22 protein-coding genes and 1 tRNA gene are annotated in these 20,157 nt (G+C 61.4%); 11 read left to right on the forward strand and 12 right to left on the reverse strand.

The annotated features are described in order from the left end of the window. Position 1: 1 nt before the first annotated feature. On the reverse strand, positions 2-1,147 hold the full coding sequence (locus tag CJ178_RS22135) for a DNA cytosine methyltransferase (protein WP_172936952.1): 1,146 nt from the start codon (positions 1,145-1,147) through the stop codon (positions 2-4). A gap of 248 nt (positions 1,148-1,395) precedes the next feature. Here CJ178_RS22135 and CJ178_RS22140 point away from each other — a divergent pair, with 248 nt between their 5' ends. Beyond that, the gene (locus CJ178_RS22140) at positions 1,396-1,983 is read left to right on the forward strand and encodes a putative glycolipid-binding domain-containing protein (RefSeq protein WP_072782699.1); all 588 of its coding nucleotides are present in this window, start codon (positions 1,396-1,398) and stop codon (positions 1,981-1,983) included. A gap of 24 nt (positions 1,984-2,007) precedes the next feature. Here the strand turns inward: CJ178_RS22140 and CJ178_RS22145 are convergent, their stop codons facing one another. Next, complete coding sequence (locus CJ178_RS22145; protein WP_095888096.1) at positions 2,008-2,979, reverse strand: prephenate dehydrogenase; 972 nt, start codon at positions 2,977-2,979, stop codon at positions 2,008-2,010. Positions 2,980-3,027: 48 nt separating this feature from the next. Here CJ178_RS22145 and CJ178_RS22150 point away from each other — a divergent pair, with 48 nt between their 5' ends. The 4 genes from CJ178_RS22150 (at position 3,028) to CJ178_RS22165 (ending at position 4,510) form a co-directional block, all read left to right on the forward strand. Continuing rightward, on the forward strand, positions 3,028-3,567 hold the full coding sequence (locus CJ178_RS22150; RefSeq protein WP_033235104.1) for a tRNA adenosine deaminase-associated protein: 540 nt from the start codon (positions 3,028-3,030) through the stop codon (positions 3,565-3,567). After that, positions 3,568-4,029 (forward strand): nucleoside deaminase, encoded by a 462-nt coding sequence (locus tag CJ178_RS22155; RefSeq protein WP_045066420.1) that lies wholly within the window; start codon positions 3,568-3,570, stop codon positions 4,027-4,029. Positions 4,030-4,171: 142 nt separating this feature from the next. Further along, a complete protein-coding gene (locus CJ178_RS22160; RefSeq protein WP_033235102.1) occupies positions 4,172-4,363 on the forward strand; it encodes a CsbD family protein in 192 nt (63 codons plus the stop codon). A gap of 56 nt (positions 4,364-4,419) precedes the next feature. Further along, positions 4,420-4,510: transfer RNA gene (locus CJ178_RS22165), tRNA-Ser, on the forward strand. 143 nt (positions 4,511-4,653) lie between these two features. Here the strand turns inward: CJ178_RS22165 and CJ178_RS22170 are convergent. The 9 genes from CJ178_RS22170 to CJ178_RS22210 form a co-directional block, all read right to left on the reverse strand. Further along, positions 4,654-5,148 (reverse strand): DUF1877 family protein, encoded by a 495-nt coding sequence (locus CJ178_RS22170; RefSeq protein WP_095887676.1) that lies wholly within the window; start codon positions 5,146-5,148, stop codon positions 4,654-4,656. Positions 5,149-5,515: 367 nt separating this feature from the next. Continuing rightward, the gene (locus tag CJ178_RS22175; RefSeq protein WP_202026363.1) at positions 5,516-7,078 is read right to left on the reverse strand and encodes an AMP-binding protein; all 1,563 of its coding nucleotides are present in this window, start codon (positions 7,076-7,078) and stop codon (positions 5,516-5,518) included. Between the two features lie 166 nt (positions 7,079-7,244). Further along, a complete protein-coding gene (locus CJ178_RS22180; protein WP_033235100.1) occupies positions 7,245-8,678 on the reverse strand; it encodes an aldehyde dehydrogenase family protein in 1,434 nt (477 codons plus the stop codon). A gap of 18 nt (positions 8,679-8,696) precedes the next feature. After that, a complete protein-coding gene (locus CJ178_RS22185; RefSeq protein WP_024488211.1) occupies positions 8,697-9,800 on the reverse strand; it encodes an NAD(P)-dependent alcohol dehydrogenase in 1,104 nt (367 codons plus the stop codon). Further along, a complete protein-coding gene (locus tag CJ178_RS22190) occupies positions 9,797-11,041 on the reverse strand; it encodes an NAD(P)/FAD-dependent oxidoreductase (RefSeq protein ID WP_095887677.1) in 1,245 nt (414 codons plus the stop codon). Before CJ178_RS22190 ends, CJ178_RS22185 begins: the two co-directional genes overlap by 4 nt. Further along, on the reverse strand, positions 11,038-11,232 hold the full coding sequence (locus CJ178_RS22195) for a ferredoxin (RefSeq protein ID WP_045066431.1): 195 nt from the start codon (positions 11,230-11,232) through the stop codon (positions 11,038-11,040). Before CJ178_RS22195 ends, CJ178_RS22190 begins: the two co-directional genes overlap by 4 nt. Positions 11,233-11,262: 30 nt before the next feature. Beyond that, positions 11,263-12,546: a cytochrome P450 gene (locus CJ178_RS22200; RefSeq protein ID WP_045066434.1), complete on the reverse strand. Its 1,284-nt coding sequence runs from the start codon at positions 12,544-12,546 to the stop codon at positions 11,263-11,265. Positions 12,547-12,640: 94 nt separating this feature from the next. Continuing rightward, on the reverse strand, positions 12,641-13,813 hold the full coding sequence (locus CJ178_RS22205; protein WP_033235098.1) for a thiolase C-terminal domain-containing protein: 1,173 nt from the start codon (positions 13,811-13,813) through the stop codon (positions 12,641-12,643). Then, the gene (locus CJ178_RS22210) at positions 13,810-14,223 is read right to left on the reverse strand and encodes a Zn-ribbon domain-containing OB-fold protein (RefSeq protein ID WP_033235097.1); all 414 of its coding nucleotides are present in this window, start codon (positions 14,221-14,223) and stop codon (positions 13,810-13,812) included. Before CJ178_RS22210 ends, CJ178_RS22205 begins: the two co-directional genes overlap by 4 nt. A gap of 398 nt (positions 14,224-14,621) precedes the next feature. On the opposite strand from CJ178_RS22210, the gene CJ178_RS22215 reads away from it, so the two are divergent. The 4 genes from CJ178_RS22215 to CJ178_RS22230 all read left to right on the forward strand — a co-directional run bounded on the left by CJ178_RS22215 (position 14,622) and on the right by CJ178_RS22230 (position 18,675). Further along, entirely contained in the window at positions 14,622-15,482 is an 861-nt protein-coding gene (locus tag CJ178_RS22215) for a MaoC family dehydratase (RefSeq protein ID WP_233364875.1), read from the forward strand. A 60-nt stretch (positions 15,483-15,542) separates the two neighbouring features. Next, entirely contained in the window at positions 15,543-16,457 is a 915-nt protein-coding gene (locus tag CJ178_RS22220; RefSeq protein WP_045066436.1) for an SDR family NAD(P)-dependent oxidoreductase, read from the forward strand. 75 nt (positions 16,458-16,532) lie between these two features. Beyond that, on the forward strand, positions 16,533-17,243 hold the full coding sequence (locus tag CJ178_RS22225) for a TetR/AcrR family transcriptional regulator (RefSeq protein WP_141485430.1): 711 nt from the start codon (positions 16,533-16,535) through the stop codon (positions 17,241-17,243). 349 nt (positions 17,244-17,592) lie between these two features. Then, positions 17,593-18,675, forward strand: coding sequence for a porin PorA family protein (locus tag CJ178_RS22230; RefSeq protein WP_095887679.1), 1,083 nt, complete (start codon positions 17,593-17,595; stop codon positions 18,673-18,675). 6 nt (positions 18,676-18,681) lie between these two features. Here the strand turns inward: CJ178_RS22230 and CJ178_RS32865 are convergent, their stop codons facing one another. After that, on the reverse strand, positions 18,682-18,855 hold the full coding sequence (locus CJ178_RS32865) for a hypothetical protein (RefSeq protein ID WP_165826333.1): 174 nt from the start codon (positions 18,853-18,855) through the stop codon (positions 18,682-18,684). A gap of 156 nt (positions 18,856-19,011) precedes the next feature. On the opposite strand from CJ178_RS32865, the gene CJ178_RS22235 reads away from it, so the two are divergent. Both CJ178_RS22235 and CJ178_RS22240 read left to right on the forward strand, forming a co-directional pair. Beyond that, the gene (locus CJ178_RS22235; protein WP_045066440.1) at positions 19,012-19,695 is read left to right on the forward strand and encodes a YceI family protein; all 684 of its coding nucleotides are present in this window, start codon (positions 19,012-19,014) and stop codon (positions 19,693-19,695) included. Between the two features lie 110 nt (positions 19,696-19,805). Next, the gene (locus CJ178_RS22240; protein ID WP_045066442.1) at positions 19,806-20,156 is read left to right on the forward strand and encodes a YidH family protein; all 351 of its coding nucleotides are present in this window, start codon (positions 19,806-19,808) and stop codon (positions 20,154-20,156) included. Position 20,157: the final 1 nt, after the last annotated feature.

A 20,157-nucleotide genomic window follows, 5' to 3' on the forward strand; every position in this document is an offset into this window, starting at 1 on the left:
CTCATGCCACTGCCTCGGGATATCCGCCCATCCGCTCGAGATGGCTTTCGACGTCCTCGATGAATCCGGGGATGAAGCGAAGGTTGCCCATGCGTGCGCGTTTGAGGAAGCCCGCAGTGGCCCGAGCGGACAGCAACCGAGTGTCTTCGAGGAATCCGCTCAGATCCTCGTAGTCGTGTTGAACGGGCCACGTCGAGGTGTGGACGCGGAACGCTTGGCGGTTACGGCCCCACGCGGCGCTCGGCCAGGCGTCGCCAGGTTCGAGGGGTGTCTCGTACTCCGCGTCGTATTCGATGGGGTCGACCAGACGGCTACCCACCCACGACGCCATTCGCACGCTCACGGCATTGCCGACGAGCTTCCAGCGATGGCTGTGGCGTAGGCCGGGAACGTCGACGGCCGGCAGTGTCCAGTCGGGATCAAAACCCTGTAGACGTTCGGCGTCGACCAGTCCTGGCGTGACGATCTCACCCGAAGGTAAGCGGACGGCCGGCTGGCTGGGGATTCCGACGGACGAACCGCCCTTGAGTGTCGGTACGGCGTTGACGGCCCAACCGAGTCCGCGGGTGCCCTCGGTCCAGTAGAAGCCGCACGGGAAATCGGCAGGGTCGCCGCCGAGTCGCTCACCGGCATCTTGTCCGAAGAGGATTTCGCGGGGATCTTCGGTGCGCGATGCCAGCATGATGACGCGCTGGCGGCGCTGAGGGAGACCGAATGCCCGGGCGTCGACAACGCGGTACGCCCACGTGTAACCGAGGTCTTCGAGAGCGTCGGTGATGTGCCGCATGGCTGCGCCCTTGCCTAGCTGCAGCATGAATGGCACGTTTTCGATGACCAGCCACCGTGGACCCTTTTTGCGCTTGACCAGTCGAAATACTTCGTCGACGAGGCCCGAGCGGGCGCCGGTAATGCCCGCAGTCTTACCGGCCTGCGAGAGGTCCTGGCACGGGAAACCGGCAGCAACCAAGTCGATATCGGCCGGGAGCGCACGCAGTTTCGTGACATCGCCATGCAAGGGGACGTCCGAGAAACGGGAACGGAGAACTGCCTGGGCGCCCGGGTCGATTTCACACAGCAGTTCGGTGTTCCACCCGTGCTCCGACAGACCCAACTCGAGCCCACCGATACCGGCAAACAACCCCACCATGCTTTGCGACGACGTCACAGCACCCTTCCTCACGAACCGACTTGTAAGCACGTTACTCGAGAAGTCCGACAGCTTTTGCCACAACTTTTCGCGCACCGGCATTCCGCACGTATCGGCGGCCGTATCGGGCTGTGAATCGCCTTACACACACAGTCCCAGGTCACCGACGCCGCGGAAAAGGTCCCTGATCGCAGTAATAATCACCAGCCAGCAGTGCTCTCGAGGGCATCGTCCATTACCGTGGTCGGGTGAGCATCCAACCTTCCGATAGCGCATCCTGGCCTGCGGTATTGACCTGGCAGGCGCACAACGCTCCTCGCATGGAGTCGGTACGCGTGCAGTTGAGCGGAAATCGCATCAAGGCGTCAGGCCGGATCATCGGTGGCGCGTGTAGCGAACATCCCGCATTCAGCGCCTCATATGACCTGGTCACAGACGAGGCCGGTATCACGCGCAGGTTGTCGGTGCGTACCGCCCTCGCTGCGGGTGAGCGTCAGATGTCGATCAGCCGAGACGAAGAGGGAACCTGGATGGTGGAGAACGGCGCCAACCACCAGCGCTCGTCCTTCTCCGGCGCGCTCGACGTCGACGTGATCCTCAGCCCGTTCTTCAACACCCTTCCCATCAGGCGTTTCGGGCTGCAGAACGACACCCAAGATGTCGAGGTTCCGGTTGTGTACGTCAACCTGCTGGATCTGCGGGTCGAAGCCGCAACCATCACGTACAGCAGCGGTACCGACGGCATCAGCGTGATGTCACCCGTATCGAGTGCAACGGTGACCGTCGACCACGAAGGATTCATCCTCGATTACCCAGGACTGGCCGGCCGGATCTGACAGTCGGGATCTGACAGCGGGGATCTACCTGCGTTGCCGGATCACGCCGCCGCGGCGGCCGGCGTCGCGCATCCGGTCGATCCAGCCGGATTCTCCGACGCTCACCTCGGTGATGTCCCAACGCTCATGCGATTCGTAGGCTCCTCGCGCGGCAAACCCGGCATCGACGAGTTCCGCTGTCGAACCGTGCGCGTGCAGTTCGCTTCGCGCCCTCTGCAGTAGAGCGAGAGCCTCGTCCAATGCGACCAGCAGTGCATCGCGGTTGCCCTCGCACATTGCCCGCACCAGTCCCGGCGCACTGCCGGCCACGCGGGTGCCGTCGCGGAACGATCCGGCGGCCAACCCGAGCGCGAGTTCACCACCGGCGGCGCCGGTGATCGCCAACGATTCGGCGAGCAGGTGCGGCAGATGCGAAATCCGGGCCACAGCCCGGTCATGTTCGAGAGATTCGGCCGGAACCACGACGGAACCGCAGTCCAGAGCGAGGTCCGCGACCTGCGTCCACACATCTGCGTCGACGCCGTCGTCGGTGGCCACGACCCACACGGCGTCGATGAACAGGTCTGCGTCGCCAACCGCCCAGCCAGACGCCGAGGTTCCGGTCATGGGATGGCCGCCGACAAAGCGGGCACTCAGGCCACGACGCTCGACGGCTGCCTTCACCTCGCCCTTCACACTTACGACGTCGGTGATCGGATTGTTCGGGGCATGTGCGGCAATGGCTTCGAGGGTGGCGTCGACGGCCGGCATGGGCACGGCGATCACGATGATTGCGCCGGTCTCCTGCGCTTTTCGAAGAGTGGCAGCAAGATCGGTGTTGGCTTCGAAACCGTCGGCGCGCGCTGCGTCGGCCGACTCGCTCGAACGGTTGTAACCCCACACCTCGCGACCGGCGCGGGCAGCGGCGCGCAACAGCGAACCGCCGATCAAACCGAGGCCGAGGACGCAGACGGGAGGGGCAGAATCGGTCGCAGACACCCGTTCAGGTTGGCATATCCGGGCGCGGACTTCACTCACGGGCACTAGCCGGGCTACCGTTGCGCCATGGGTGCACAGCGCGCGAGTAACAAGAGCGCCTCCTCGAACCAGTCGGAGGAGTTCGAAGGCTTCGGCGTGGCAGTGGTACGTGACGAAGGCAAGTGGACGGTCAAGGCTTTGACCTCTGCGGCTTTGACGTCGTTGTCGAGCGCCGAAACCGAACTCCGCGAGCTTCGTAGCTCGGGTGCCGTTTTCGGCCTAATCGACGTCGACGAAGAGTTCTTCATCATCTTGCGGCCTGCGCCGACGGGAACGCATCTGCTGATTTCCGACGCGACCGCCGCGATCGACTACGACATCGCAGCGGACGTCCTCGACGCGCTGAACGTTGAAATCCCCGACATCGATCCAGATGACCTCGACAATGTCGAGCCCTGGGAAGAGGGAGATCTGTCGGTCCTGGCTGATCTGGGGCTACCGGAACCCGTTCTCTCGGTGATCACTGCCGACACCGATCTGTACCCCGACGAGCAGTTGGCGATGATCGCGCAGCGACTCGGATTCGAATCCGAATTCTCTGCCGTGCTCGACAAGCTCCCACGGTAGATGTCACTCGCTGACGATCAGCGCATGATCCGTGCGGCCATCAGTGCCGCGCGCAGTGCATCGGTCTCCGACGTTCCCGTTGGTGCGGTTGTCTTCGACGCGGACGGCGTCGAGGTTGCCCGTGCGGCCAATGCGCGGGAAGCGTCGTCCGATCCCACGGCTCACGCCGAGATTCTTGCGTTGCGTGCAGCGGCGAAAATCTACGGCGACGGTTGGCGTCTGGAAGGTGCGACGCTCGCCGTCACTCTCGAGCCGTGCACGATGTGCGCCGGAGCGTTGGTTCTCGCCCGCGTCTCGAGGGTCGTTTTCGGGGCCTGGGAGCCCAAGACCGGTGCCGTCGGATCGCTGTGGGATGTCGTTCGGGACAGAAGATTGACCTACCGTCCGCAGGTGCGCGGTGGGGTGCTCGAAGACGAATGTGCTGGGCTTTTGGAGGATTTCTTCCGCGATCAGCGGGGCTGATTCCGCTATTCCCGAGCGAGACGGATTCCACATCGGGGTGGCAGTAACCGGCAGACGCAGGCATGGTGGAGGACAGATGCCGTCACGGTATCTGCGAATTGCCGGAAGGTGATTTGTTTCGCGTTCACTCAAGGGAGTACTCGTGGGAATCGCAGACAAAGCTCAGAACAAGGCAGAAGATCTCGGCGGCAAGGCCAAGGAAGCTACTGGCAGTGTCACCGGCAACAAAGACCTCGAAAACGAAGGCAAAGGCGACCAGGTGAAATCGGCGGTCAAAGACGCTGGTGAGAAGGTCAAGGATGCTGCTTCCAGCGTCAAGGACAAGCTGACCTAACGATCCGCCACCAGGCGATTTCGGTCTCGGGCACACCATCCGGTAAAGTCACCAACGGTGGCGTGTCCGAGCGGCCTAAGGAGCACGCCTCGAAAGCGTGTGACGGGTAACCCCCGTCCGAGGGTTCAAATCCCTCCGCCACCGCCAAAAGCTCCCCACCTGTTCACGCAGGTGGGGAGCTTTTTTGTGTTTCTTGCCGGTGCTGCAGCTGCGTTGAGAGTCGCTCGACACAACGAGTAGGACACAACGAGTAGGACGATCGAGACCCGCCTGCGGACAGTGGTGGGCAGTCAGAACCGCACGGTGAACACCACGTGCCGATCGTCGCGGGCCGCGCGCTGGAAAAAGTCCACCACTTCCTGCAGCCAACCCCAGGCGTACGTGCGCTCGTCCACGCCGTACTCCGGGTTGCGGTCGTCGAGCGGCATCGCGTCATAGCCTGCGCCGAACTCGAATTCGGTGATTTCCGCCAGGTACGAGGCGACTTCGGCGACCCGATTGGGCGTCATATAGGTAATCAGTTGGTCGTCGGTGTTCGTGTTGAGGTCCTCGTCCCCCAAGATCACGCCACATGCCGGCCAGTTCTCGGGCGCGCGCTGGTACCCGCCATTGGAGAGGGAGCACAGGATCGGGTCCCACGCCTTGTCCGTGTCGCATGAGAACTCGGAGCGCCCTGTCTCCTCGATGTCCTCGACCAACGCATCGAGTCTGTCGTCGTCGCCACGTGCGTCGAGAAGTTCCGCTGCCACGTGGTCTGAAAGCGCGAAATGTACCCCAAGTTCCATGGCGTGATGCTAACGGCTGCCCCTGGTGGTCAACTCGGGTTCAAATCCCTCCGCCACCGCCAAAAGCTCCCCTGAGGCGCCTGAGCAGCCAGCGCCCGTGATTCTCGCTTCGGGAGAGGCGGATTACGGTGCTGCGGCGTAGAACGACTCATGGGCTCCTGGTTGGTCAGTGATTACCGAGGTCACTGACCAACCAGGAGCCCGCGAATGCGATCACCACAGGCGATCCTGGGAGCCGTGGCAGGAAGCAGGATCTTCCGTGGATTCTGCAAGGTCCACGAGGCGGCGCAGATTGCGTCGACGTGCCAACGTGAGGGGACTATTAGCTATGTCGGGCGGATGGGTCGCCCCGACGCATGGGGTGTCACTACTGACCGTTGGCAAGTTCCCGCAGTTTTTGGCGCGACACCTTGCCCGCGGCCGATCGCGGAAAGTCCACGACAAAGATGTACTCGCGCGGTCGCTTGAAGCCGGCGATCTGCTCACGTACGTGTTGGTCCAGCTTTGCGCGGAGGTCTTCGTCGTCGTTGAATCCGGACGCCAATTGGACGATCGCCACCACTCGTTGGCCCCACTCCGGGTCGGAGACGCCGATGACTCCGACGTCGGCAACGTCTGGATGTTCGAGCAGTGCGCCCTCGACTTCCGCTGGATACACGTTCACGCCGCCGGAGAGAATCAGGTCTGCGCGCCGATCCAATATGTACAGGTAGCCGTCGTCGTCGAAGCGTCCGACATCTCCCGACGTAGTGAATTCGCCCCACTGCGCAGCAGCGGTCTTCTCCGGATCTCCCAAGTATTCGAATGGGCTGGTCTTGAAATAGATAGTGCCCTCTTCACCGGGGGGAGCCTGCTCTCCGTCCAGCCCTCGGAGCACTACGGCGCTCGGGTCCGGTCGCCCGACGGTGCCCGGATGTTCGAGCCACTCGGCGGTGGAGCACACGCACACGAGCCCCTCGGTGGAGCCGAGATATTCAACCAGAACCGGACCGAACCAATCGATCATGGCGCGCTTGGTTGCCGGAGGACACGGAGCCCCGGCATGAAAAAGAACATCGACACTCGAGATATCACAGCTGTTACGAACGCCTGCCGGTAAATCGAGAAGCCGCTGAAAATGCGTGGGAACCATATGGGAGGAAGTAATGGCTTTGTCGCTGATCGTTCGAAGCACCGTTTCTGCATCGAAGCCAGGCAAGACGTACAGCGTGTGCCCAGCATGCAACAGAGAAAGTGAAACACCGCCCGGCGCAGCGTGATACACGGGCGAGCACACCAAATGCCGTCCAGGCCCATGGGGTATTCCCACGTGCTCGAAGAACGGACCGGTCGCCTGGAGCGGGCTCTCGGGCGTTGCATCGATCATCGGGCGGCGGACGCCCTTCGGTCGGCCAGTTGTGCCGGAGGTGTACATCATCGCCGAGCCCAGCGAGCGGGTGGCGGGAGTTTCGTCGGCGAAGAGGGTAAAGGCTTCGTAGCTGGACCAGTCGGCCGGCGCGCCACCGATAACCACGCGGTGCGGAACTGCGTCCTCTATCCGGCCGACAACCTTGTCGGCGAGCTCTGCGTGAACGATAAGGACGGACGCGTCGCAATCGCGCACGATGTACTCGACTTCAGGTCCCGCCAGATGAGTATTGATCGGAACGAAATACAAACCACTTTGCGTGCATGCCAGAGTAATTTCGTAGAACTCGGTACCGTTCAACAGTAGACCCGCGACGACATCGCCTCTGGTCAACCCCAGATCGGCGAACTTGTTGCTGAGCTGGTTGGCCTTACTGACAAGCTCACCGAAAGTTGTTGTCTTGCCTTCCATAACGATCGCGGGCCGACTGGGATCACGTTGGCCCAGAAGCCAGGCGCCGGGCATTGCTATGCCCGTCGGCTGTTGGCGATCCTCGCGCTCGCTGTTGACCACGGTAGACATGAATGTCCTCTTTCCTGGAGGGATATCGGTGACTATTGCGAAAGTGTTCGTAATTTTTTCGGACGTGTGCGTTCGCCCACGCATTCCAAGTACCACTGGAAATCCGATGGCAACCAATGTCCAGCACTCTGTGGACATTGGTTGCCAAAGGTCGACCGCATAGCGGCTAGTGGCGCGAAGGTCCCGTGATCACCTGCAGTTCGGTGAAACTGTGTAGACCCCAAGGGCCATTTTCGACTCCGATGCCACTGGACTTGTGACCGCCGAACGGGAGATGCGGTAGAACACCGCTGCCATGCCCGTTGATCGAGACCTGACCGGCGTCGATCTGCGGAGCGAGCCTTGCGGCATGTTCGGCGTCGCCCGACCACACGGACGCGGTAAGTCCGTACTCTCCGCGGTTGGCGCGGACGATGACGTCGGCCTCGTCTCGGAACGAGACGATGGGAAGCGCCGGACCGAACTGCTCTTCGTCGACGATGCGCATACCGTCGTCGACCTGGTCGAGGATGGTCGGCTGATGAAAGTAACCCTTGCGGTCGATTGGTCCACCGCCGGCGGCGGCCCTCGCACCGTTGTTCAACGCATCCGCAACCAAGGTCTTGACCAGATCGAATTGCGGCTTGTTGTTGATGGGCCCGAGCACCGTTCCGTCGACAGTGCCCTCGTCGACCTTGACGGATTTGGCAATTTCACTGAGGGCCTCGACCAGTTGAGGCTGAATACTTTCGTGTGCGTACACGCGCTTGACGGCCAGACAGATCTGCCCGTTGTTGTTGAATGCGCTTTGGAACAGGCTGGGTGCGATCTTCTCGACGTCCACGTCTCCGAGAATGACGGCGGGATCGTTTCCGCCGAGTTCCAGAGTGATGCGCTTGAGGCCGTCTGCAGCCCCGAGAGCGACCTTTCGCCCGACCGAGGTCGAACCGGTGAAACTGACTTTGCGCGGAACTGGGTGCGAAACCATAGTTGCGCCAAGCGGATCCGGCCCGGTGACCACGTTGAGTACACCGTCAGGGAAGGTGCCACGAAGGACGTTGGCGAGCGCAAGCGTTGCCAGCGGTGTGTACGGAGAGGGCTTGACGACGATAGTGTTGCCCGCGCGCAGTGCCGGCGCGATCTTCCACATCGCAAGCGCGATCGGAAAGTTCCACGGGGTTATGGCACTGACGACCCCCATCGGTCGACGGGTGACCTCCTCGAAGCCCTCGGCATCGTCTCGGATGATTTCCCGAGGGATGTCGAGATCGGCGTAGTAGCGCAGCCACATCGCCGCGACGCCGAATTCCATTGCGGCATCGGTGAGGGGCTTGCCCTGCTCCATCGTCAGGATCGGGGCCAGTTCGCCGATCCGGCTCTCGATGACGTCTGCGGCTCGGCGCAATGAGTCACGCCGAAATTCGTCGTCGAACCGCCAAGATTCGTACGCGGTCAGAGCCGCGGCGAACACACCGTCGAGCTGATCCGGCGTGACGGACGGTGCCTGTGCGAATACCTCACCCGTCGCGGGATTGATCACCCCGAAGCTACCCGTGGTAGGGAGATCGCGTCCGTTCGATGTTGCTGCGGCAGACAAGAATAGCGAATCCGTTGAGGTCATTCTCGATCCATTTCGTGGTCAGTGGTGCGCCGGCGTCAGCACCGGCTTGATTGCCTTGCCGGAGAGCGAATCCTCCACGGCCTGGTTGATCTGATCGAGCGTGTAGGTCTGGACGAGCTTGTCGAAGGGGAACCAACCGCGTTGCCACAGATCCACCAGCTGCGGGAGAAAGACCTGCGGGACCGAACTCCCTTCCAGCACATACGTCACTGACTTGCCTGCCAACAGAACTGGGTCGATGTCGAGCTTTCCGGAACCGCCGCCCACCAACACCGCCTTACCCGGGGTGTCGAGGATGCTGACAGCCGTTGTGATGACAGAGGTCACTGCGGTCGTTTCGAAGGAGAAGTCAAGTCCACGCCCGCCGTTCTTGATTGCCTCGACGAGATCCGGTGCATCGCCGCGCACCGTTCGGGTAGCACCAACTTCTACAGCCGTTTCGAGCCGAGAGTCGACCAGGTCGACCACGACGATGTCACGGGCACCTGCAGCCTTGGCTGCCATCACTGCCGCAAGTCCGACACCACCGGCTCCGAACACTGCAATACTTTGTCCAGCAGCCAGTTTCATTTCGTTGAGAACCGAACCAGCGCCCGTCTGCAAGCCGCAGCCGAGAGGACCGAGAAGCTCGAGCGGCAGCGCTTTGTCGACCACGACCACATTGCGTTCGGTTGCAATGGCGTGCGTGGCAAAGGACGACTGCCCGAACCACCGGTTCGCCACCGGGTTGCCATTCCGATCGAGCGCACCGGTACTGAGATCCGCGCGGCGCCCCGTGAGGTTTCGAGACATGAATTCGTCGCAGTAGGAAGGGCTTCCAGCAAGGCAGTTGCGGCAGCGACCGCAGGATTCGAAACTCATCAGCACGTGGTCGCCGACTTCGACGCCTCTGACCGCGCTGCCGACCGCTTCGACGATGCCGGAACCTTCGTGGCCGAGAATGATCGGCCCGGTCTGCGCCAGGAAATTGGGATCCCGTAGCAGAAGGTCGGTGTGGCACAACCCGGCGCCGACCACCTTGACGAGAAGTTCGTCCGACTCCAGCGGCCCGAGCTCCACTTCCTCGAGTTCGAACTTGCCGTCGCTGTCACGCAGAACGGCGGCTATTGCGGTAGTGGTCATGATTTCTTCTCCGTGGGATTAACGAGCTCGAGCGCATCTGCCCAGACGCCTTTACCTGCGATAATGCGACGCAGCTTCATGATCTTGCGTTGTTCGTTCAAGGTGGCAGCGCCGACCAGTCGATCGCCCGAGCGGTACAGCGCCACAAATTTGTCAGTGTCAGGATCACCGGAGGCAAAGACCACTTCATCGGCGACTGCCGTGCCGACGAACTGGATGCGGCTCTGATACCAGTCGCTCCAGAAATAGGGGACGGTCTCGTACGGCTTGGCATCTTCCGGCGCAACGGCATTGATGGCAGCCTGGTGCGCCTGATCGGCAGCATTGGTCCAGTTCTCGAGCCGCACCGACAGTCCGTCGAATGCAGGGTTGGGCCAGTGGACGACATCGCCCGCCGCATAGACGTCTTCAAGCGAGGTCTGAAGGAACTCGTTTGCCATCACTCCACCATCCGCCGGGTGCAATTCGATACCCGAATCTGCCAGCCACCCCGTCGCGGGAGACGCTCCCACACCGACGACAACAAGCTCAGCCGGCAACGAAGTGCCGGTACTCAGCCGGACCGCCTCGACGTGAGTGGTGCCGATCAGCCCCTCGACCTGAACATTGCACAGGAGTGGAATTCCGTTGCGTTCGTGAAGCTTTGCGAGCGCCTGGCCAACGGTCTCGCCGACTGCACGGACGAGTGGAATGGGGGCGGCCTCGACGATCGTCACGTCTGCGCCGCGATCTCGGGCGGACGAGGCGAGCTCGGATCCGATGAATCCGGCGCCAACTATCACGAGTTTGATTCCAGGGCGGAGTCTTTCACGAAGGGCGAGTGCGTCATCGAGAGTGCGAAGCCCGACAACGCCCTCCAGATCCGGCATGTCAGGAAGAGAGCGTGGTGACGCACCTGTCGCAATGATCAACTTCTGGTACGGAAGCCAGTCGTTGTCACCAACACGCACGCGGTGCGATGCGGGGTCCAGTCCCGTCGCCGGCGCCCCGAGGCGAAGCTTCACATCGAGGGCGGCGAGCTCCTCGGCCGAAGTGTGATAGTCGGGCGCGGCGCCGTCTTTCAGGAACTGCTTGCTCAGGGGAGGCCGGTCGTAGGGAAGATGGAACTCGTCGCCGACCAGCGTGATCGGTCCCGCGAACCCCGCTTGACGGGCGGACTCCGCAGCCCGCAGACCGGCCAGTGACGCCCCGACGACAACCAGTCCGGCTCCATGATCGATATCTGTTGCGTTCACGATCATGTCTCGTCGAGTGTCAGGGCTTTGGCCGGACATGCACGAACAGCCTCCCGGGCGAGGTTCTCGTCACCGGCATCGACCAACTCCTTGTGGAGAATCAGTGAACCGTCGTCCGCCACCTCGAAGTAGTCCTCGGCTACCGATTCGCAGATTCCGATTCCTGTGCACCGCCCGCGATCAACATTGATTTTCATAGCGTCGTTCCTGTTCTTTGCTGGAGTTTGTTATACGCGTACCGGGAGGTGCTTGATCCCGTTGATGAAGTCGCTGAAGAGGTACACCGGCTCGCCGACCTCCATAGCAGGAAGTTTGGTGAGGATTTGTGAGTACAGTGCCCGCAGTTGGGCTTTGGCGACCATGTGGCCGAGGCAGTAGTGGACCCCGCCGCCGCCGAAGGAAACATGGTTGTTAGTGAAACTGCGCTGCAAATCGAATCGATGGGGATCCTCGAAGACGTCCTCATCCCGGTTTCCCGAGCCGTAGAACATGACGACCTTGTCGCCCCTTTTGAGCTGAGTTCCACCCAGTTCGAAGTCCTGAGTGGCCGTGCGCGCGAAGTTCTGGACGGGTGAAGCGTGGCGAATGAACTCCTCGATCGACTGCGCGATGCGGCCGTCGAAGTCTTCCGTCAGCCATCGCTTCTGGTCCGGATTCTTGTGCAGTGACAAGGCGGTGTGGCTGGTGGTCTGTTTGGTGGTGTCATTGCCGGCGACGCTGAGCAGGACCATCGTTGAGGCGATTTCGAGCTCGGAGAGAGGTTTGCCGTCGAACTCGGCGTTTGCCAGCGCAGTTGCGATGTCGTCGGCCGGATTCTCACGACGGAAATTGACCAAGTCATTGCCGATCTCCGACAGTCTTTCCATCTGCTGCATGGCGTACTCGGCCGGTGTCAGATCCGCTGGGCATTCGTCCGGGTCACCTGCGTTGACGAAGTTGTCGCCCGCTTTGGCGAACTCTTCGACCAGACTCTCGGGGACGCCGACAAGATCGGCGACAGTGAGCATCGGCAACTTCGACGCGACTTCTTCGACAAAGTCGAACTCGCCCGCACCGACGACTCGGCCGACGATCTGCTCGGCGCGTTCTTCGATCTTCTCGCGTAGACGCTTGACGGCCTTCGGAGTGAACGCCGAGCTGATTACCTGGCGGTATCGGGTGTGGTAGGGCGGATCCATCACGAGGAAGGTTGGGGCACCGACTGTTTCGCGGTCAATTGGCGGGAACATTACACCCCGCGCCGAGTCCTGATCGGAGCTGAAGATTTCGTGATTCTGGCTCACGAAGGCGATATCGGCACTTTTGACGAGTGCCCAGAACCCTTTCTCGCTGTCGTCGGGTTTGAAATGCGGGCGTTCCATCGGCTTGTGCCAGCTCACCGGAGCATTCTCGCGCAGCCAGGCGAATGTCTTGTCCCGCTCGGCAAATGTCCGACCCCAGAACTCGACACTTGTGACATCGATGTTCGGGGCAGTCACCGGGTGATCGGTGAATGGAAGTGAGGTGGTCATGCAGGTACCTTTCCGTGGCTCCTGGCGGTCATTTGTTCGGTCGACGAGGTTCCTGATCGTCGCAGGTGTTGCGTTCTGGGACAGAAGATTTCCCTCACGGACGCCGATTCGAGAGAACCAAACTGCCGGCGGCGCCGAAGAAGTATCCAACTCCCTGGACGAAGCTGATTTCGACTTCGGGAACCTGCTCGCAGGCCTCCCCGCGTAGCTGACGGACCGCCTCCTGGATGGCGAACATTCCGTACATCCCGCTGTGTGTGTACGACATTCCACCGCCGTTGGTGTTCATCGGAAGTCGGCCTCCCTTGGACGTATGTCCTTCGGCGACAAAGTCTCCCGATTCACCGTGACCGACAAACCCGAGATCCTCGAGCATGTAGAGCGGAACGTGGGCGAAGGCGTCGTATGCCATCAGGTGGTCGACATCGTCGCGGGTGATTCCCGCGGTGGCGAAGGCATCGGCGCCGGCATCACGGAATGCACGGAACGATCCGGGCTCGTGCATCTGCGAAACCAGTGGGCCTTCGGCAGATTCGCCGGAACCGAGCAGGTACACATGCCGATCGGATCCCGGCATGTCTGCCGCCCGTTCGGCACTGGTCAGGATCACGGCGCCGCCACCGTCGGTGAGCACACAGCACATGTCACGGGTAAACGGGTAGGCCACCGGTGGACCGGACAGCACTTCATCCACAGACGTCGGCTTGCGACGGAAAGCTCGCGGATTGTCGAGGGCCCAGTTGCGCTGTGCAACAACAACCTCAGCCAGGTGCTCAAGCGTCATTCCGCGGTCATGCAGAAAGCGCAGCGCCGGGACTGTAAAGGTCGAGTACGGCATATTTGCGCCGTAGACGGCCTCGAACTGACCGGTCATGGAATCCAAAGGCGTCAAGTATGGTGGAGCGCCAACGCGGGACCGTCCGGACTCGCCATGCGTCACGAGCACGACGTCAGCGGCACCGGAAGCAATGGCGGCCGCGGCGTGACGGACATGAAGCATAAAACTGCATCCACCAACGCCTGTTCCGTCCAGCCAATGAGGCGTGATACCCAGGTGGTGACTGACTTCCATCGGAAGCAGGCCGGTGGTAGCGACGCCGTCGATGTCCGCTGGCGTGAGGCCTGCGTCGGCCATTGCGTTGCGGGCGGCATTGGCATGGAGATCGAGGATGGACATGCCTGGCAATACACCGATTTCCGTCGTCTCCGACGCACCGACGATCACGATGTTTCCGTTGTGCATAGATGTCACATGGCTTGTTGTCATCTGGCGGACTCCTGCAGCGGCGTGAACATGGGGAGCTTCGTGTCTCCACGTTCGACGAACGTGACTTCGAGCGCGAGGTCGAGCGGGAGGTTCCCGGGGTCGGCATCCACCCCGATCACGTTGCTCATCAATTGTGGTCCCTCGTCGAGTTCGACCAGTGCGACGACGATGGGGGTCTCGGAATCGAACGGGGGAATCGGTCGGTAGTTGATTACGTAGGACACCAGTCGGCCTCGGCCGCTGACAGGGGTCCACACCACGTCGTCGGAGTTGCAATGCGGGCAGAAAGGTCGTGGATAAAAGTAGTGCTGTGTGCACGACTGGCAGCGTTGAATCGTGAGTTCCTCCCGCTGCGCACCCTCCCAATAGGGAGCGGTGGCCGGGGTCGGAACCGGTACAGGCCCTGTCATCGACAGTCCTTTCGTCGTATGGGTCTGGGATCAACTCATGAAGGTATTCAACGGAATTCAGTCCTTTAGCGTTGCAAAAAGAACATGTGCCGTTACTGTTCGCGTAAAGAAATACGTACCGTTACGTTTCATTTAAAGGAACACGTTCCGCTAGTTTTGCCTAAACGGAACGCGTTCTGTCACGACCAGAGTGATCCAGTTCATCCTTTATGTCAAGGCCTGGTCGAAAATCCGAAAAATCGAACTGTCCTCCTTGGACGAGAGACTTGCCAATCACATACGTAACGTGTTCTCTTTAGTTGGAGAGCGTTGTAAGGCAACGTTTTCGGCGTTCTCGTCGATCCGAATCACACTTACCGTCCGGTAACCCCGGTCCGCTCCTGCGGAATATCACTTGGATGAAATCGAGGTTCTACATGCCGATCGACAGCTCACTCGTCGGACGCACCGGCAAACCTGTCTGGAAGAGTTGGACGTCGAAAGACGCACTGCTGTATGCCCTGGGTGTCGGCGCCGGTCAGCCTGACCCGCTGGACGAGCTGGAGTTCACCACAGAGAACAGTGAGGGCATAAAGCAGATGGTGCTCCCGACCTTTGCCAATGTGGCTTTGTCGGGCGACGACTCCTTGCTACCCGACGATGTGGACTTCACCAAGGTGTTGCATGCATCGCAAGCGCTCAGCCTGACGGGCCCGCTTCCGACCGACGGCCGCGTTGAAACCACTGGCACGATCACCGGCGTCTACGACAAGGGTTCCGGTGCCTTGATCATGACGGAGACCGTTGCCCGCGACTCTGTCGGCCAGATCGTGGGAACTCTCGAGTCCGGGTTGTTCTTGCGAGGCTACGGGGGGTTCGGCGGTGAGCGAGGGCCGTCGACCGCATGGGAATTGCCAACGGGCAAACCGGATCACGTTGTCACATACACGACTCGACCGGACCAGGCGCTGCTCTACCGACTCAGTGGCGACCGGAATCCCTTGCATTCGGACCCGGCATTCAGTGCCCGCGGTGGGTTCAATATTCCCATCTTGCACGGAATGTGCACCTATGGCTACGCCGGCCGGGCCCTCCTGCATGTTGTGGCCGATTCGGACCCGAAACGCTTCACTGGGATGTCCGGGCGGTTCACCAAATCCGTGTTGCCCGGACAGTCGATTACCACCTCGATCTGGAACGACGGCAAAGGCGTTCGGTTCCGGACGGTCGACGATCTCGGTGACGTCGTCATCGACATGGGCACCGCCACAATCCGCTGACTCTCCACTCCATAACGATTCGCCGCGATGTTCGTCGAGGCACTAACAAAGGAAAGATTCATGGGTTCACTCGAAGGTCGCGTAGCGATCATTACCGGCGGCGGACGAGGCATCGGCGCGTCGATCAGCAAGTTGTTCGCCGCACAGGGCGCAAAGCTTGTCATCAACGACCTCGGCTCGTCACCGGACGGCCAGGGCGGGGACCAGGGACCGGCGCGTGACGTCGCTGCTGAAATTGTTGCCGGTGGCGGTGCCGCTGTCGCAGACGGCGGAGACATCGCCGACGTCGCGACCGGTCAGCGGCTGGTCGATCTCGCACTGGAGAACTACGGCAAGCTGGACATTCTTGTCAACGTTGCGGGAATCCTGCGTGACAAGATGATCTTCAACCTCCCGGAAGAAGACTGGGATGCGGTCATCCGCGTGCATCTGCGTGGCCACTTCAGCACCATCAAGCCGGCGGCAGCTTACTGGCGTTCGCTGCGGAATCCCGACGGCCACTTCCGCATCATCAACTTCACTTCCGATTCCGCACTGCAGGGTTCGCCGGGTCAGCCGAACTATGCCGCAGCAAAGATGGGCATTGTCGGCTTGACTGCCTCCACTGCAAATGCCCTGGCGCGATACGGCGTGACGGCCAACGCTATCGCTCCGGGTGCCGCCACCCGACTGACACAAACCATCCCCGACGAGAAGCAACTGGGATTCGATGCAGTCCCCGGCAACGACTCGCCGGACAATATTGCGCCCATCGTCACGTACCTCGCCGGTACGGGTTCCGATTGGCTGTCGGGCCGCACCCTCGGCGCCTCCGGCCTCGAGGTGAAGTTGTGGAACAACCCCGACGTCATTGCCTCGGTGTCGTCAGACGGGCCATGGGACCTCGACGACTTGGCCGCTAAGGTCGAAGGGGAGTTCCGACCGTTGGCAGACGGCCTGCACCCGTCCTTGTTCATGAGCCAGGTTCCTAGCTGACCAACGCATACTCGGCGAGAACGAGTACCGGACGCTGAGCGTGTGAACTGGGGTTGGGGCCGGGACGATATCGTGGTGGCTGATGCGACAGTGTCAGATTTCGGTACACGATTGGGGACAGCACGGATGGCCGCAGTGAAGGTTAATGGCCGCACACCTGAGGCGAAGGCATTCCGTGTCGAGCGAGTCGTGAAAGCGGCCCGTGAGTTGGCATCCGCCGGTGGCTACGAAGCCGTGCAGATGCGGGAGGTCGCTCGTCGTGCCCAAACCGCCCTTTCGACGCTGTACAAGTACTATGCGTCCAAAGACGAGCTGATCACGGCCGCCGTCAGTTCAGAACTGGACTCTCTGGCCGAGGACGTGCTCCGTCGTCCGCCAAGACAGCGGACGGCGGAGGGTCGTGCCGGAGAAGTGTTTGTCCGGGCCTTCGTGGCGATGGTCAAGGATCCGGGGTTCGCACACTCCGTGCTGGCCGCGGGCAATACAGTGCTCGAGTTCGACCCCGATCGAGTCCGACATTCTGCAGAAGTCACCGATATAACACCCTGGTCCACCCCCTTCACCTCTATTGCCGCAGTTCAAGCGTGGGGCCCCGACCATCGCTGCAGCCCAATGCAGTTACGCGCGCTGTGCATGGTGGAAACCCTGTGGGTCGCCAGTGTCGGCAGTTGGCTGAACGGGGAAACGTCAGCCCACGAGGTGAAACGGCGCCTGCGCTTGGCGGCGAAGCGCTTGCTTGCCGCGGATTCCGCTGACCCGAAAGATAATTCAGCAGACAACGGCTGACCGGAACAAACCAGTCTGTACAACTGAATAAGGCGCGATTGCGGCCCCGACTTTCCGAAGTCGGGGCCGCAATCTTGCCATGCCTGTGCCTTCCGCGAGGCCTGGATCGTCTCTGCGAGAGAACTTTCAAACCCGGAAACAATTCCCCAAATGTGTCTTGTGTCACGCCAGTGTGTGGAATACCCTCCACAAGAACATATTTCGACGCTGAGTCGGTTTTCAATTGACAGCGTCCGATCCGCGGGTGGATTCAGTGCCTGCGATGAGCTGTTCACCAACCGTCGTCGAGTGACCGGACAACCGACCGCTCACGGCTGAGCAATTCGCTCGCTTTCCGAGGAGAAACCATATGGCCCTGCGCCGTTCGTCCATTGCACTCTTTATCGTCGGCTTGATGCTGATCACTGCTGCGGCGGTGATCAGGTACGTTGTTGTGCCGCATATGTCCAAGCTGCCCGCAGATACCAAAGAGGGCGCACTGTTCGAGGGCGCACTCCGCCAGATCGACCCCACGACCTTCGGGCTTGACGCGGGCACGCCGATCACCATTGACCGCTCGTTGAAAGTTGATCGGGTAGTAGGAGATACCGCGCTCGTCACGTGCACAGTGGTCACCCATCTTCCGAGCGGTGACATCACCGATGTCCGCTCTTTTGCCGTTAATCGCGTGGATTTCACCCAAGCCGCCCCGCCGGACGGAGTGTCGGTCGAGGACCAACGCGGCGGAATCACGCTGTCCTTCCCGATGAACCCCACCACCGACGACGCGCTCGTCTACGACCAGGTGACACGCACTGCTCAACCTGTCACCTACACCGGAACAACGACGCTTGCGGGGCGCGAGGTGTACGAATTCACCGGCACGGCAACCGCTCCCATCGTGGACCCCGTGGTTCTGGGTCCGGTCATGGCTGGAATCGCAGCTCTCGTCCCGGGCGGGGATGGCTCCACACTGCCGCGTGAGATAGTGCGGACCTTGATTCCCGCATTGTCGCCTGACCGGGCGGCTGCAGTGGAACAAGCACTAGCGGCTGCGCCCGACCCGGTGCCCCTCACGTACACCTCGGTGAACATGCTCGACGCCGCTGTCGACACTCATTTCGGTACGCCCATCCGCATCGCCCAGAACCAAACCGCAGTGCTCAATATCGCGTCGGGAGGCGCGTTGGTGCCACTTCTCGATCTCTCCCAGGTCCGGGCCCAGACCTCCGACGCGTCGATCCAGAAGGTTGCCGACAAGGTTGCACGGGGAGAACGGCAGCTGAAGATAGCGGAATTCTGGGTTCCGCTCGTGTCTGCGCTGGTGGGGGTGCTCCTTCTCGTCGTCGCGATCGTTCGGCGCAAGCCCGGTCGCGGTGGTGGCAACCACCTCGAGGTCTCCGGTTCGGGCACCGGCAATCCGGACGCGGAGTTTGTCCGCGCCCGCGGCTGACCGTCCTCAGGAGCGTCGCGCATTCCACTCTGCCGCGGCGTCGTCGATATCCTGCTTCAATTTCTCGAAGAACGACGGCGCCGGGGTAGGTATCAAATAGGCTGCGGCAGTGAGTGATTGACTGAGGGCGATTCGACGCTCGTCCAACTCGTCGTCGCTCAGGAGGGCCAGGTCCGACATTGTGAACACCTCCTTCGAAGCGTGGTGCTACTTTACCAAATCATTACCAAGTGCCGCAGATGACCTCTCGTGCCCAGTCGTCACGGAGCACATTCACAGAGTTCCCACAGTTGGCAACCCCTGACATCCGTTGAAGCTGCAACTATCGTCGAACGCATGAAAAAGATGTGGTGGATCGGCGGAGCAGTAGTCGTGGTCGTGCTCGCCCTACTCGTGGGGCCGTGGGCGTACGGGAAGTTCATCGCAGAAGATGACGCTCCCGCAGCCGTGGTGTCTACGGAAGGTGCCGAGGCGGCGTCCGGGTCGATTGACGGTGCGTGGACCGTCGTCGCGGGACAAGGGGACAACCAGACGGCAGCCGGGTACACCGTGCACGAGATTCTCAACGGATCGAGTGTGACTGTCGTAGGCACCACAGGAGAGGTGAGTGGCAATGCGACGGTCGACGGTGAAAAGCTCACGGCCGGCGAAGTGACCGTGCAGGTGGCGAGTATCAAGACCGACTCCGACCGGCGTGACAGCCAGTTCACGGGCAACGTGATGGACACCAGCACCTATCCGACGGCGACGTTCACGATGGACTCGCCGGTGGATCTGTCGTCGGTGCCGACGGATGGGACAACTGCGACGGTGACGGTGCCTGGCACGTTGACGCTCAAGGGCCAGTCCAAGCCGGTGTCCGTGGACATGACGGTTCTGCACTCCGGTGACACGCTGATCGCGTCCGGCTCCATTCCGGTGACGTGGACCGACTTCGGTGTGCAGCCTCCGTCCCTCGGGTTCGTAACTGTCGACGGCAGTGGCAGCGTGGACTTTCTGGTATCGCTCGACCAGTCCTGATCAAGCCCGGATGGCGGTGCGTTTCCGCCGCCAGGGAAGATTAAGGACATGAACTTGAATTCGCGGCGCGTCCTCAGGTACGAGTGTTGTCTCGGCGGACGGTCCCACTAATGCGATTGTGGAAGCCGTTCCGCTCAGGCGAAGACCCGGATCCGCGGTTCACTCTCGCAAACGAGCGGACATATTTGGCCTGGGTGCGCACCGCGACTGCGTTCATCGCGTCGGGCGTCGGCCTGGAGGCTTTTGGCGGCGACATTCTGAACGAGAGCGTTCGCTCCGGTCTGGCGGCGCTCCTCCTTGTTGGCGGAGCGCTGATCGCCATCACATCTTTTGTCCACTGGATCAGTGCGGAGCGGGCATTGCGAGCTGAACGCTCACTGCCGGTGCCTCTCATGGCGCCGGTAGTGGGAATCGTTCTGGTCATCTGTGCGACTGTCCTCGTGGTCGAGGTTGTGAACTAGC

It is taken from the genome of Rhodococcus sp. ACPA4 (assembly GCF_002300185.1).
GTDB classification, from domain to species: Bacteria; Actinomycetota; Actinomycetes; order Mycobacteriales; family Mycobacteriaceae; genus Rhodococcus_F; species Rhodococcus_F globerula.